13 protein-coding genes are annotated in these 13,879 nt (G+C 41.2%); 9 read left to right on the top strand and 4 right to left on the bottom strand.

What is annotated here, in order from left to right; translation table 11 throughout:
* Positions 1 to 6: 6 nt before the first annotated feature.
* Both P3L37_RS08835 and bcp read left to right on the top strand, forming a co-directional pair.
* A complete protein-coding gene (locus P3L37_RS08835; protein WP_004253549.1) occupies positions 7 to 564 on the top strand; it encodes a glycine cleavage system transcriptional repressor in 558 nt (185 codons plus the stop codon).
* 14 nt (positions 565 to 578) lie between these two features.
* Positions 579 to 1,049 carry a thioredoxin-dependent thiol peroxidase gene (bcp, locus tag P3L37_RS08830; protein WP_272667379.1) on the top strand — a complete coding sequence of 157 codons (471 nt, stop codon included), beginning with the start codon at positions 579 to 581 and terminating at the stop codon, positions 1,047 to 1,049.
* Positions 1,050 to 1,096: 47 nt separating this feature from the next.
* On the opposite strand, the gene P3L37_RS08825 is transcribed toward bcp, so the two are convergent.
* The gene (locus tag P3L37_RS08825) at positions 1,097 to 2,161 is read right to left on the bottom strand and encodes an AI-2E family transporter (protein ID WP_004911372.1); all 1,065 of its coding nucleotides are present in this window, start codon (positions 2,159 to 2,161) and stop codon (positions 1,097 to 1,099) included.
* Positions 2,162 to 2,356: 195 nt separating this feature from the next.
* On the opposite strand from P3L37_RS08825, the gene P3L37_RS08820 reads away from it, so the two are divergent.
* A complete protein-coding gene (locus P3L37_RS08820; RefSeq protein WP_272667378.1) occupies positions 2,357 to 3,820 on the top strand; it encodes a tetratricopeptide repeat protein in 1,464 nt (487 codons plus the stop codon).
* Positions 3,821 to 3,832: 12 nt separating this feature from the next.
* Positions 3,833 to 4,189: an arsenate reductase (glutaredoxin) gene (gene arsC / locus P3L37_RS08815; RefSeq protein ID WP_272667377.1), complete on the top strand. Its 357-nt coding sequence runs from the start codon at positions 3,833 to 3,835 to the stop codon at positions 4,187 to 4,189.
* 43 nt (positions 4,190 to 4,232) lie between these two features.
* Here arsC and hda read toward each other — a convergent pair whose 3' ends face one another.
* From hda to upp, 3 genes are all read right to left on the bottom strand, one after another.
* Complete coding sequence (gene hda, locus P3L37_RS08810) at positions 4,233 to 4,934, bottom strand: DnaA inactivator Hda (RefSeq protein WP_036957653.1); 702 nt, start codon at positions 4,932 to 4,934, stop codon at positions 4,233 to 4,235.
* A gap of 127 nt (positions 4,935 to 5,061) precedes the next feature.
* Entirely contained in the window at positions 5,062 to 6,357 is a 1,296-nt protein-coding gene (uraA, locus tag P3L37_RS08805; protein WP_004253542.1) for a uracil permease, read from the bottom strand.
* Positions 6,358 to 6,455: 98 nt separating this feature from the next.
* A complete protein-coding gene (upp, locus tag P3L37_RS08800) occupies positions 6,456 to 7,082 on the bottom strand; it encodes a uracil phosphoribosyltransferase (RefSeq protein WP_004253541.1) in 627 nt (208 codons plus the stop codon).
* Between the two features lie 355 nt (positions 7,083 to 7,437).
* On the opposite strand from upp, the gene purM reads away from it, so the two are divergent.
* The 5 genes from purM (at position 7,438) to P3L37_RS08775 (ending at position 13,595) form a co-directional block, all read left to right on the top strand.
* On the top strand, positions 7,438 to 8,478 hold the full coding sequence (purM, locus tag P3L37_RS08795; protein ID WP_109912436.1) for a phosphoribosylformylglycinamidine cyclo-ligase: 1,041 nt from the start codon (positions 7,438 to 7,440) through the stop codon (positions 8,476 to 8,478).
* Positions 8,478 to 9,116 carry a phosphoribosylglycinamide formyltransferase gene (purN, locus tag P3L37_RS08790; protein ID WP_109912435.1) on the top strand — a complete coding sequence of 213 codons (639 nt, stop codon included), beginning with the start codon at positions 8,478 to 8,480 and terminating at the stop codon, positions 9,114 to 9,116. Before purM ends, purN begins: the two co-directional genes overlap by 1 nt.
* Positions 9,117 to 9,349: 233 nt before the next feature.
* Positions 9,350 to 9,937, top strand: a complete 588-nt coding sequence (gene speG, locus P3L37_RS08785; protein ID WP_004911388.1) for a spermidine N1-acetyltransferase — start codon at positions 9,350 to 9,352, stop codon at positions 9,935 to 9,937.
* A gap of 54 nt (positions 9,938 to 9,991) precedes the next feature.
* Positions 9,992 to 12,061 carry a polyphosphate kinase 1 gene (gene ppk1, locus P3L37_RS08780; protein ID WP_109912434.1) on the top strand — a complete coding sequence of 690 codons (2,070 nt, stop codon included), beginning with the start codon at positions 9,992 to 9,994 and terminating at the stop codon, positions 12,059 to 12,061.
* Positions 12,062 to 12,065: 4 nt separating this feature from the next.
* Positions 12,066 to 13,595: an exopolyphosphatase gene (locus P3L37_RS08775; RefSeq protein ID WP_109912433.1), complete on the top strand. Its 1,530-nt coding sequence runs from the start codon at positions 12,066 to 12,068 to the stop codon at positions 13,593 to 13,595.
* The last annotated feature ends 284 nt before the right edge of the window (positions 13,596 to 13,879 follow it).

The following is a 13,879-nucleotide window of genomic DNA, read 5'->3' as shown; positions in this document are numbered from 1 at the left end:
TAGACTTTGCCTAAGACTGAACAGCAATTTCTTGTCATTACTGCGCTGGGAACAGATCGTCCGGGCATTGTGAATACCATTACACGTCTCGTCAGCGAGTGTGATTGTAATATTGAAGATAGTCGCTTAGCGATGTTTGGCAAGGAATTCACCTTCATTATGATGCTCTCCGGCAGTTGGAATGCTATTACCCTTTTAGAAGCGACATTACCACCTAAAGGCGCCGAGCTCGACTTGCTTATCGTAATGAAAAGAACTCAGAGTGTGCAAACAACCTATTACCCATCGACAGTAACAGTGAATGTTGTTGTCGACGATGCACCTCGTATTGTCGAGCAATTCACAAATTTATTCACAACTTCGCAGTGTAATATCGCAGAGCTTGTTTCTAAAACACAACCAGCCAATAATGATATGCCCGCTCAACTGGAAATTCAGATTACTGCACACGATCCGTTGGACGATAATGGCATAATTATAAAAAATAAATTTCAACAACTATGTACAATGCTAAATGCTAAAGGCAACATAAGTATTGTTAACAACCCCAACATGCAAAGTTAACGGAGATATATTTAATGAACCCATTGAAAGCCGGTGATAAGGTGCCTCAATTTAGCCTTCCTGACCAAGATGGTGAGCTCATCAATCTTTCTGATTATCAGGGTCAGCGCGTATTAGTTTACTTTTATCCTAAAGCGATGACTCCTGGCTGTACTGTTCAAGCGTGTGGTCTACGTGATGAAATGGATACACTTAAAGCGAAAGGTGTCGAAGTATTAGGTATTAGCACAGACAAACCAGAGAAACTATCTCGTTTCGCTGAAAAAGAGATGTTGAACTTCACTTTGTTATCAGATGAAGACCACCAAGTATGTGAGCAATTTGGGGTTTGGGGTGAAAAACAATTCATGGGGAAAACCTATGATGGGATTCATCGCATTAGCTTCCTTATTGACCCTACTGGGAAAATAGAGCACGTCTTTGACAATTTTAAAACCAGTAACCACCACGAAATCGTGCTTGATTACATCAATACACACGCTTAATCGTTACTTCTTAGTGCTGTATGCCCCCATACAGCACTATTACTAACCTAGTTCGTTGACTCCGTTGGCTCTTCCGGCCAGACATGAATAACCGCTTTAATCAGTGTTGCTAAAGGTATTGCAAAAAACACGCCCCAAAAGCCCCATAACCCACCAAACACCACAACAGATAAAATAATCACTAGTGGATGTAAATTCACGGCTTCAGAAAACAATAAAGGCACCACAACGTTGCTATCCAAACCTTGAATAACTAAATAAAACAACATTAAGTACCAAAATTCACTACCAATACCGTACTGAAAGAGCGCAACAATAACCACGGGGATCGTGGCTGCGACCGCACCAATGTAAGGGATTAATACCGCTACCCCGACAAGAACCGACAGCAATACGGAATAGCGCAAGTCAAAGTAAGCAAAACATAAATATGTTGCCACCCCAACAATCACCATTTCAGTAACTTTTCCTCGCAAATAATTGGTGATTTGTTCATTCATTTCGACCCAAACTTTACCCACTAACAAACGATTTTTCGGTAACAGCTTGAGGAAGCTTTTGCTAATACGCTCTTTATCTTTTAAAAGAAAGAATGTCATCAACGGCACTAGAACTAAGTAAACTGCTAAAGTAAAAATACCTATTAATGAAGCAACTGACGCTTTAACTACAGAGTCTGCAATACCCGACATACGGCTACGCAGGTTATCTGCCATCATATCGATAATGCCTACATCCACTAGTGCTGGATATTGCTCTGGCAGTTTTTGTGCAAATTCATTGAAACGGTTAACCATATTTGGCAGATCGGCCATCAAATTAATCCCTTGCTGCCATGCGGTTGGTGCAATAATTAAAATAACCATGGCACTTATTCCGGCGAATAAGGTCAAAATAATACCGACAGCAACTGAACGGGATAACCCTATGCGTTGTAATAAATTGGTTGGCCATTCAAGCAAATAAGCTAAAGCAATTGCCGCCAGCAATGGAGCCAGTATACTGCTGAAAAAGAAGATGATCACAAACCCTGATACGAGTAATGTAAAAAGGGCTATGGCTTGTGGGTCAGCAAAACGCCGACGATACCACTGTAAAAACAATTCCAGCATTTATTGCTCCTAGGGAATAACACAAAGGACAGTTCCTAAAGTAACGAAAATTATACCGAAGAACAGATTTTACGATAGCTTTTGCTATCATGTGTTTTAAACTTTTCGTATTTTTAAGTGCCTTACTTAAAGCACACCCGAAATAAAGTCGGTACTTACCCTAAATTAAAATGTTGTATGGGATACTCACGTTTCATGAAGAAAAATTTAAAATATCCATTATTGGCTTTCATGATCGCTGCGCTAATGAACGGTGCAGTATTACCTGCTTATAGTGCAATTGAAGATACCTTACCCGATATAGGAACCACAGCAGGAGGCACACTTAGCATCAACCAAGAAATTATTATGGGAGATGCTATTACACGCCAAATACGTGCCAGCACCCCTCTTATTTATGACCCATTGTTAACCCAATATGTTAACAAACTTGGCATGCGGTTAGTGAAAAATGCCGACTCAGTTAAAACACCGTTTAAGTTCTATTTAGTCAACAACCCCAATATTAACGCATACGCCTATTTTGGGGGCAATGTAGTGCTACACTCAGCATTGTTCCGATACAGCCAAAATGAAAGTCAGCTAGCATCCGTCATGGCGCACGAAATATCTCACGTTACGCAAAGGCACCTTGCGCGAATGATGGAAGACCAAAAAAGCACCACTCCTCTCGCGATTGCAGGGACGATTGGTTCTTTGCTGTTAGTGATGGCGAATCCTCAAGCCGGTTTTGCCGCTTTAACAGGCACAATGGCTGGGGTTCAGCAAGGTATGATCAGCTTTACCCAAGCCAATGAACAAGAAGCTGACCGTATTGGTTTACAGACATTAAGGCGCTCTGGCTTTGACCCGCATGCGATGGCTGATTTTATGCAAACAATGTCAGACCAAACTCGCTATATGTCAAAGCCCCCTGAAATTCTATTAACGCACCCCTTGCCGGATAGCCGTTTAGCTGATGCCAGAAACCGATCGAACCAATACCCTAAAGTGAGTGTGCCATCATCACTGGACTTTATGTTAGCCCGAGTTCGTATTTTGGCTATGTATAGTACCGAGCAAAAACATGCTTTAGACCAAATCATTGAAAACTATGGTAAAGGTTCTGCACAAGAACAAATTGCAGCGCAATACGGTAAAGCGCTACTACTTTCTCAAGACAAAAAGTACGCAGAAGCAGGAAAAATCCTGACAGAGCTATTAGCGAAACAACCCGATAACCCTTGGTTTATCGATAGCATGACTGATGTCGACATTGAACAACATCAAGTCTCTAGAGCGGTCTCTCGTTTACAGAATGCTTTGAGAAAAGCACCGAAAAATACCGTATTTATTGTCAACCTAGCTAACGCATTAATTAATAATCATCAATATAAAGAAGCAACAACCTTACTGAATAAATATACGTTTGATTACCCTGATGACCCGATTGGTTGGGATTTACTGGCAGAAGCGTCCGCAAAACAAGGTAAGCGTACCGAAGAACTTGCTGCTTACGCAGAAGGGATGGCGTTACGGGGTAACTATGACACTGCAATTAATTATCTCAGCGATGCTAGCCGTCAAAGCCGTTTAGGCAGTTACGAACAGCAGCGTTATGACGCTCGCATTGATGCGCTTAGAAAACTACAATTACGTGACAAAAATGCAAAACCGTAAGGAGTTATAATAATGACGGATTCGATTAAGATTTACCACAACCCACGCTGTTCTAAAAGCCGTGAAACCTTAGCACTTTTAACTGATAAGGGTATCGCCCCCACGGTGGTCGAGTATTTAAAAACGCCCCCAACGGTCGCTGAAATCAAAAAACTCCTTAAAATGTTAGGCTTTAAAGATGCTCGTCAATTAATGCGCACCAAAGAAGAGTTGTATAAGGAATTGAATTTAAACGATGACAGCTTAACTCAGGATCAACTCATTAAAGCAATGCATGAAAATCCTAAATTGATTGAACGCCCTATCGTTGTTAATGGTGATAAAGCACGTTTAGGTCGTCCGCCTGAGCAGGTTTGTGAAATCTTATAAACTCTATTTTGGCAGCTATATGGCTGCCAACTCATTTAATCAACTAGAGTTTTAAAATATCTTTTACGAAAGGAATCGTTAATTTTCGCTGAGCGACAATTGATGCGTGGTCAAGTTTGTTTAAGATATCAAACAACGTTCCCATTTTTCTATCTAGACGTTTTAATACGAAACGACAAACATCTTCCGGTAATTCAAAACCACGAATACGAGCGCGTAATTGCAGTGCCCAAATCTTATCTTCGTCACTCAGTGGGTGCAGTTTATAAATTTGCCCCCAATCAAGGCGAGAGGCTAAATCGGGTAATTTCAGTTCGATTTGCCGAGGAGGCCTGTCCCCAGTAATTAATAGACAAGTGCGACCAATTTCCAAAATACGGTTATACAAATTGAAAATCGCCATTTCCCACTCTTCATCACCCGCGATGCACTGAATATTATCAATACAAACGAGTGATAAATGTTCCATACCGTCGAGTACTTCAGGAACAAAATACGCACGTTTATCCAAAGGAACATAACCGACTGCAATGCCTTGTTCAGACAGCTCTGCACAAGCTGCGTGCAGTAAATGGCTTTTCCCGCCGCCTTCACGCGACCAATAATAGATATAACTGCCATGGGGTTGATTAATAGCAGACTGAATAGCAGACAGCAACGCCCCATTTTCCCCTGCATAAAAGCTCGCAAAGGTTTCATCATCTGGCAGATATAGTGGTAATGAAAGCTGTGATGGTGTGTTCAGAAGCGCCTCTGGCTGTACAAATCAATTTTCATCTAGCAGTTTACCATAAAAAACACGGATAGATGAATAAGAACGGTGACCAAATGCCGTTCAAACAATTGAACGGCAATATGGAAAATTGTGTGGCTTATTTTTTATTGCTATCAAGCTCTTGGACTTCAGATGTCACAAACTGCTTTTCAGGCCTAACAAACGTTATAAAACGGAATAATAATGCCATAAAGATCCCAACTATCGTTGCTAGCGCCATACCTTTGAGTTCAGCTTGACCAATATGGATAACGGCTCCGCTCACACCAATAATTAAAATCACTGAGGTTAAAATCAAATTTTGTGGCTTGTTATAATCGACTTTTGAATCAATCAACACTCGAATACCTGATGCACCAATTACCCCGTACAATAAGAGTGAAACCCCGCCCATCACAGGAACTGGTACTAATTGGATAGCAGCCGCTAATTTACCAACACAAGATAATAAAATAGCAATAATTGCGGCTCCGCCAATTACCCAAGTGCTGTATACCTTGGTAATAGCCATGACCCCAATGTTTTCACCATAAGTCGTATTTGGTGTCGAGCCAAAGAAACCGGAAATCACCGTAGAAAACCCATTAGCAAACATTGAACGATGTAAACCTGGTGATTTCATTAAGTCACGTTCAACAATATTCGCAGTGACGACCAAGTGCCCTACGTGCTCAGCGATAACCACTAATGCAGCGGGCAAAATGGTTAAAATAGCAAACCATTCGAAGCGTGGAGTATAAAATGTAGGAATAGCAAACCACGGCGCTTCAATAACCGGGGTAAAGTCCACAATACCCATAAAATAGGACAATGCATAACCCGCTAAAAAGCCAATCAAAATTGGAATAATAGATAAAAACCCACGGAAAACGACCGCGCAGAGAATAGTGACTGACAACGTGGTCAGGGAAATAATTAACGTGTTCGAATCAACCACTGCGCCATCTTTAGGTAATAGCCCAGCCATACCTGCAGCCGTTTGAGCTAATTCTAAACCAATTACGGCTACGATTGCCCCCATTGCTGCTGGGGGGAACATGACGTTTATCCACCCTCTTCCTGCAACTTTAACAATCAGTGCAACAATACAGAACAGCACGCCACAGATAATGAAGCCGCCAAGTGCCAGCTCATAACCTAATGGTAATAAAATCAGCACTGGGGAAATAAATGCAAAACTTGAGCCTAAATAAGCAGGAATTTGCCCTTTACAAATAAACAGATACAGCAGCGTTCCGATCCCATTAAACAGCAAAATTGTAGCGGGGTTTACACCAAACAGAATCGGTACGATAACGGTTGCGCCAAACATAGCAAATAGGTGTTGAAGGCTCAGTGGTATAGTTTGTAATAATGGTGGTCTTTCTTCAACACTGATGGTGCGACGTGTCATGTGGCTTTATCCTCTTTTAGCGAAATGGCTAATCACTGAATAAGCAGTGAGTCTCTACAATTAATCAAAAAAAAGCCGACTTCTCAGTCGGCTTATCATTATTTAGTACCAAATATCTTGTCGCCCGCATCACCGAGACCCGGAACGATATATCCCTCTTCATTTAAATACTCATCAATTGAAGCGGTATATAATTCAACATCTGGATGCGCAGCTTCCAACGCTTTTAAACCTTCAGGCGCTGCAACAAGAACTAAGATTTTAATCGAGGTACAACCCGCATTTTTTAATAAATCAATGGTAGCAATCATTGAGCCACCCGTCGCTAACATTGGGTCGACCACTAATGCCATACGTTCTTCAATGTTAGAGGCGAGTTTTTGGAAATAAGGGACAGGCTGCAGTGTTTCTTCATCACGATAAACACCTACCACACTGATACGTGCACTTGGAATGCTATCTAATACACCGTTCATCATACCAATACCCGCACGAAGAATTGGTACTACAGTGATTTTCTTACCTTTAATTTGTTCTATTTCTACAGGACCACACCAACCATCGATAGTCACTTTTTCAGTTTCAAGGTCAGCAGTTGCTTCATAAGTCAGTAGGCTACCAACCTCTGAGGCCAGTTCACGAAAGCGCTTTGTGCTTATATCATGATCTCGCATCAGGCCGAGTTTATGTTTAACGAGAGGGTGTTTTACCTCAACGATCTTCATGGGTTTCTCCTACTATTTAAGACGGCGGCGGACAAAAAAATCGCCGGATTATACCTCTTTTAGCTTTGGTTGCCACTAGATAACGCTTGATTTTGGTCAAAACAACAACGATTAACGCCATTTTTTTAAAAATTATACCTCATCTCAGTTAAGTTGAAATTGGTAAAACCGCAAATTTGATTTAAATAAATACATTTCTTATTTTGCTATACAACTTCTATAACGTTCTACCATTCTTCGATTATGCGTACCCAAAAATTTCCAACACAAAGCTATCGCAAACGTTTGCCTAGCCTGTTAGAATAATGTCAATGATGTTATTTTTCTCAAAAATGTAATTGCCTTGGGGGCCGTAGTGACTGATAAAACCTCTCTCAGCTATAAAGATGCCGGTGTTGATATTGATGCGGGTAACGCCTTGGTTGAACGTATTAAAGGTGTCGTAAAAGAAACCCGCCGCCCAGAAGTCATGGGAGGTCTTGGGGGATTCGGTGCATTATGTTCCCTACCGCAGAAATACCGTGAGCCTGTTTTAGTTTCAGGCACTGACGGTGTCGGTACCAAATTACGCTTAGCAATGGATTTAAAACGTCATGACTCCATTGGGATTGACCTTGTGGCTATGTGTGTCAATGACTTGATTGTTCAAGGCGCAGAGCCCCTGTTCTTCCTTGATTATTACGCGACCGGTAAACTAGATGTCGATACCGCTGCGAGTGTGATTACGGGTATCGCAGAAGGTTGTAAACAGTCAGGTTGTGCGTTAGTGGGTGGTGAAACCGCGGAAATGCCGGGAATGTACCATGGTGAAGACTACGATGTGGCTGGTTTCTGTGTGGGTGTTGTTGAACGCTCAGAAATCATCGATGGTAGCAAAGTGAGTGCTGGTGACGCCTTAATTGCTTTAGCCTCTAGCGGCCCGCATTCAAATGGTTACTCGCTGGTTCGCAAGATCCTCGAAGTCAGCCAAACCAACCCAGAAGAAACTCAATTAGATGGGAAACCTTTAGCTGACCACTTATTAGAACCAACACGCATTTACGTTAAAAATGTATTAGAGCTGATCGCAAACAGCGATATCCATGCAATTTCCCACATTACTGGTGGTGGTTTCTGGGAAAATATTCCTCGCGTACTGCCTGACAACACACAAGCAATTATTGACGGTAGCAGCTGGCAATGGCCTGCTGTCTTTAACTGGCTGCAGCAAGCTGGTGATGTGAGCACTCATGAAATGTACCGTACCTTCAACTGTGGTGTGGGGATTATTATTGCTCTACCACAACAGGAAGTTGAAAATGCACTTGCTCTGTTGAACAAGCTTGGCGAAAACGCATGGCAAATCGGTACAATTGGCGCATTACCAGCGGGTGAAGAGCAGGTTGTGATCCGCTAATGAAAAAAATTGTTGTCCTCATTTCTGGCAGCGGTAGTAATTTGCAATCATTAATTGATAGCTGCCGCACTGGGGCAATTGGCGCTCACATTGTTGCTGTCATTAGCAACCAAGCCAATGCTTATGGGCTTGTTCGGGCACAACAGGCTGGAATACCAGCCTGTTTTTTAGATGTCAAACAGTATACTGACCGCCAAGCATATGATGCTGCATTACTCGCACAAGTCGACCAATATCAGCCTGATTTAGTCGTATTAGCGGGTTTTATGCGTATCTTATCAGCCCAATTCGTCAACCACTTTGCGGGTAAATTACTCAATATCCATCCTTCTTTGTTACCGAAATACCCCGGTTTACACACGCATCGTAAAGCGCTAGAAAATGGGGATAAAGAACATGGCACATCCGTTCATTTCGTTACCGAAGAACTGGATGGCGGGCCAGTTATTTTGCAAGCTAAAGTGCCTATCTTTGAACAGGATAACGAAGACGATATTATCGAGCGGGTAAAAGCCCAAGAACATACGATTTACCCATTAGTTGTTGAGTGGTTCATTAGTGGCCGATTAACAATGCAAAAAGGTAAAGCTGTGTTAGATAACCGAATTTTACCGCAACAAGGTTACGCTAACGAATAATATTCGTGATGAGCAAAACGTCATTTCAAGGGTGGGTATCCACCCTTTTTCTTCGCATTCACATAAAAACACGATCGCAATCTATTACATAAAAACATTAGCGTTGGGTAAAATGAATTATTTTTCAACAAGGTGATAATCTCTCTGTGCTGTGTCATTATTTTATCGCAAATAAATGTTATCCTTATAGTCGAAGAACAAAACATTTTTCCTAACTAAATAGAGGTATTTTTATGACGACCGGGCAAGTTCATCCGTTTAGGTTGCGCCCACTTGAACGTGAAGATTTAGCATTTATTCACCAGCTTGATAACAATGCCAGTGTTATGCGTTATTGGTTTGAAGAACCTTATGAAGCTTTCGTTGAATTAAGCGATCTTTACGATAAACATATTCATGACCAGTCTGAACGCCGTTTTATCGTTGAAAATGACAGTGAGAAAGTTGGCTTAGTCGAATTGGTAGAAATTGATTATGTTCACCGACGCTCTGAGTTTCAAATTATCATTGCACCGAGCCATCAAGGCCATGGCTATGCGAGTCGCGCTGCGAAATTAGCAATGGACTACGCGTTTTCCGTACTAAACTTATATAAACTTTATCTTATTGTTGATAAAGAAAATGTTAAAGCTATCCATATTTATAATAAACTAGGCTTCCATACTGAAGGCGAACTGATCGACGAATTCTTTGTCAATGGTCGCTATCACACCGCTATCCGTATGTGTATTTTTCAGCAACAATATTTTACGATGAAGCAACAATCTGCTAATCCAGAAAGTGTTATTACCCAAGATAAAGCAATTAAACAACACATTTAGCTAACTGACTGGTATCATAGCCATAAAGTAACAAGAGTCTAATACGGAGTTAGAATGTCCCAAGAACGTCTCTATCATGAAAAAGAGTTAAGCTGGCTGTCTTTTAACGAGCGTGTTTTACAAGAAGCAGCCGACAAGCGTAACCCTCTTATTGAGCGAATGCGTTTTTTGGGAATTTATTCCAATAATCTAGACGAGTTTTATAAAGTCCGCTTCGCCGACGTTAAACGCCGTATTTTAATTAATGAAGAACGCGGCTCGGCAAGCGGTGCTCGCCACTTGTTAAAGAGAATTCAGTCAAGAGTTGCCAAACAAGAACAAGAATTCGACATTCTCTATAATGACTTATTATTGGAAATGGCTCGCAATCAAATATTCTTGATTAACGAACGTCAAATTTCGCCTCGCCAACAGATATGGTTACGTCAGTATTTCCGCCAGAATCTGCGGCAGCATATTACGCCAATATTAATTAATCCTGATACCAATCTCGTTGAATTTCTAAAAGATGACTACACTTATCTTGCAGTTGAAATCATCAATGGCAATCAGATTCAATATGCACTATTGGAAATTCCATCCGATAAAGTCCCGCGGTTTGTTAACCTGCCTCCAGAAATGCCAAAGCGTCGCAAGTCAATGATCCTAATTGATAATATCCTTCGCTATACGCTCGATGAAATTTTCAAAGGTTTTTTTGATTACGATAAGCTCAATGCCTATTCGATGAAAATGACGCGTGATGCAGAGTACGACATCGCAACAGAGATGGAATCGAGCTTGCTCGAAATAATGTCATCTACATTAAAACAACGTTTAACCGCAGAACCCGTCCGTTTTGTCTATCAGCGTGATATGCCTGACGAAATGGTTGCTCTTTTACGTGAAAAACTGGGGCTATCCAGCGATGACTCCGTGATTGCCGGTGGCCGCTACCACAATTTTAAAGACTTTATTAATTTCCCTAATGAAGGAAATAAAAACCTATTAAACAAGCCATTACCAAGGCTGCGTCACCGCTGGTTTGATAACTTCCGTAACGGTTTCGATGCCATTCGCGAACGCGATGTACTGTTATATTATCCCTACTATACCTTTGAACATACTTTAGAATTATTGCGCCAAGCGTCTTTTGACCCGAATGTATTATCGATTAAAATTAATATTTACCGTGTCGCGAAAGACTCACGCATTATCGATTCTGTCATTCATGCCGCTCATAATGGAAAAAAAGTCACAGTGGTCGTTGAGTTACAAGCACGATTTGATGAGGCCGCTAATATTCATTGGGCAAAACGATTAACTGAAGCGGGCGTGCATGTTATTTTCTCCGCGCCCGGGCTTAAAATCCATGCAAAATTATTTATTATTTCACGCATGGAAGAAGGCCAAATCGTGCGTTATGCCCATATCGGTACGGGCAATTTTAACGAAAAAACCGCTCGGCTTTATACTGATTACTCCCTACTCACTGCAAATGAACTGATCACCAACGAAGTTCGTCGGGTATTTAGTTTTATTGAAAACCCTTATCGCCCAGTGACTTTCGATAATTTAATGGTATCACCACAAAATACACGTATTCGTTTGATGGCCTTAATTGACCAAGAAATCGAAAATGCGCTCGCTGAACGGCCCAGTGGTATCACATTAAAAATTAATAACTTAGTCGACAAAGAATTGACTGACAAACTGTACGATGCCTCCAATGCAGGTGTCAAAATTCGTTTATTAGTCAGAGGGATGTGCTCTTTAGTCGCCGGCCAAGTCGGCTACAGTGAAAATATTCAGGTAACCAGTATTGTTGACCGCTTTCTTGAACATGACCGTGTTTATGTTTTCACCAATGGGGGGGACGAAAAAGTCTTTATTTCTTCTGCTGACTGGATGACCCGCAACATTGATTACCGCATTGAAGTCGCCGTTAGCTTAGTCGACCCGCATTTAAAACAACGGGTATTGGATATTTTAGAGTTGCAATTTAGCGATACTGTTAAAGCACGTTATGTTGACAAAGATTTAAGTAATCATTATGTTCCCCGCGGAAATAAACGTAAAATTCAGGCCCAGCTTGCTGTGTATGATTATTTAAAATCAATCGAAACACCGGATACAAGAGCTTAAAAATATGCCAATAACCAACGCCTCAACACCGAGACCACAAGAAATTGCGGCTATAGATTTAGGCTCAAACAGTTTTCACATGGTCATTGCTCGCATCGTTAATGGTGCATTGCAAGTTCTTACACGGTTAAAAAAACGTGTTCACCTAGCTGATGGTCTAAGTGATACCAATGAATTAAGTGAAGAAGCCATGGAACGTGGGCTTGCCTGCCTCGCGTTGTTTGCCGAACGGTTACAAGGCTTTCCCCCTGAAAACGTATGCATTGTTGGCACTCATTCATTACGTGTAGCAACGAATGTAAAACTGTTTTTGCAGCGCGCTAAAGAAATCATGCCTTACCCTATTGAAATCATTTCAGGTCAAGAAGAAGCACGGTTAATTTTTATGGGCGTTGAGCACACTCAACCCGAAAAAGGCCGTAAATTAGTACTCGATATCGGTGGTGGTTCGACAGAGTTAGTTATTGGTGAAAAATTTGAGCCGCTTTTGATTGAAAGCCGCCGTATGGGCTGTGTTAGCTTTGCCCGTACTTACTTTCCAAATGAAGAAATTACCCCTGAATATTTCAATCGAGCCTACCTAGGGGCTTGCTTAAAATTAGAAAGCACCGCGATTTTATTTAAGAAACAAACTTGGGACGTTGCGATGGGCGCCTCGGGCACCATCAAAGCTGCCCATAGTGTGATACAAGAATTAGGCTATAAAGACGGTATTATTACACGGGAACGTCTTATCGAAATCAAGCAAATGGCGTTGAAATATAAGTCATTTAGCACCCTGAATATATTAGGCCTATCGAATGAACGTAAACACGTATTTGTTCCTGGCTTAGCGATTTTACTTGCCGTATTTGATTCATTAGAAATTAAAGAGTTACGTTTATCTGACGGTGCATTGCGTGAAGGTGTTTTATATGAAATGGAAGGCCGTTTCCGCCACCAAGATATCCGCCAGCGTACTGCTTTAAGCCTTGCTGAGCATTATAATATCGATAGAGAGCAAGCTAAACGCGTATTAAAAACCATGGAAGAACTCTATTTCCAGTGGGGACAACAAAACCCTAAGCAACTTAACCCACAACTGGAATCCATTTTAATATGGGCAGTTATGCTCCATGAGGTTGGGTTAAGTATTAATCATAGTGGTATGCACCGCCATTCTGCTTATATTTTGCAAAATACCAACTTACCGGGCTTCAACCAAGAACAGCAACTATTACTGGCAACATTAGTACGTAATCATCGTAGGGCTATTAAGTATGACGATATCCCTAAATTTAATTTATTTAAAAGAAAACAATTTATGCCGCTTATTCAAATTTTGCGGCTAGCCATTTTGTTAAATAATCAACGCCAATCTACCACAATCCCCTCTTCGTTACGGATAGAAACGGATGATGGGCACTGGACTCTCTATTTACCATCTGAATATCTCGTGCAAAATACATTGATGATATTGGATTTAGAAAAAGAAAGTGGCTATTGGGAAGATGTCCCCGGTTGGTCGTTAACTATTTGTGCAGAAAATGAGTGATTTGCGGCCATTATTGTAGTGATTTATGCTTATTCTTCATCACTGATGACTTTGAAATCACCGCTTATTTGACTCAACTATTTGATATATTATTTAAATAGGCGACAATAATGATAATAAATTTCGTCCGCTCGCAGACGAATTCATAAAAAGCGCTTTTGCGCTGCTATTGCTTTAAGGATTAAAATGTCACAACCTGCTTTTTCAATCGATGCGGTGCCAACAGTCAACCCGCACTCTCAAAAACTGGCACATATTCGCCAGCAAATCCTGACGCTATTTTT

The organism is Providencia sp. PROV114 (assembly GCF_032704305.1).
GTDB lineage: Bacteria > Pseudomonadota > Gammaproteobacteria > Enterobacterales > Enterobacteriaceae > Providencia > Providencia rettgeri.
Note: the sequence above shows the minus strand (reverse complement) of the source record. Positions and strands in the feature narration are given on the sequence as shown.

Coding starts and splice junctions, on each gene's coding strand:
- bcp (WP_272667379.1), top strand. CDS start 579: ATGAACCCATTGAAAGCCGGTGATAAGGTGCCTCAATTTAGCCTTCCT.
- P3L37_RS08825 (WP_004911372.1), bottom strand. CDS start 2,161: ATGCTGGAATTGTTTTTACAGTGGTATCGTCGGCGTTTTGCTGACCCA.
- P3L37_RS08820 (WP_272667378.1), top strand. CDS start 2,357: ATGAAGAAAAATTTAAAATATCCATTATTGGCTTTCATGATCGCTGCG.
- arsC (WP_272667377.1), top strand. CDS start 3,833: ATGACGGATTCGATTAAGATTTACCACAACCCACGCTGTTCTAAAAGC.
- uraA (WP_004253542.1), bottom strand. CDS start 6,357: ATGACACGTCGCACCATCAGTGTTGAAGAAAGACCACCATTATTACAA.
- upp (WP_004253541.1), bottom strand. CDS start 7,082: ATGAAGATCGTTGAGGTAAAACACCCTCTCGTTAAACATAAACTCGGC.
- purN (WP_109912435.1), top strand. CDS start 8,478: ATGAAAAAAATTGTTGTCCTCATTTCTGGCAGCGGTAGTAATTTGCAA.
- speG (WP_004911388.1), top strand. CDS start 9,350: ATGACGACCGGGCAAGTTCATCCGTTTAGGTTGCGCCCACTTGAACGT.
- ppk1 (WP_109912434.1), top strand. CDS start 9,992: ATGTCCCAAGAACGTCTCTATCATGAAAAAGAGTTAAGCTGGCTGTCT.
- P3L37_RS08775 (WP_109912433.1), top strand. CDS start 12,066: ATGCCAATAACCAACGCCTCAACACCGAGACCACAAGAAATTGCGGCT.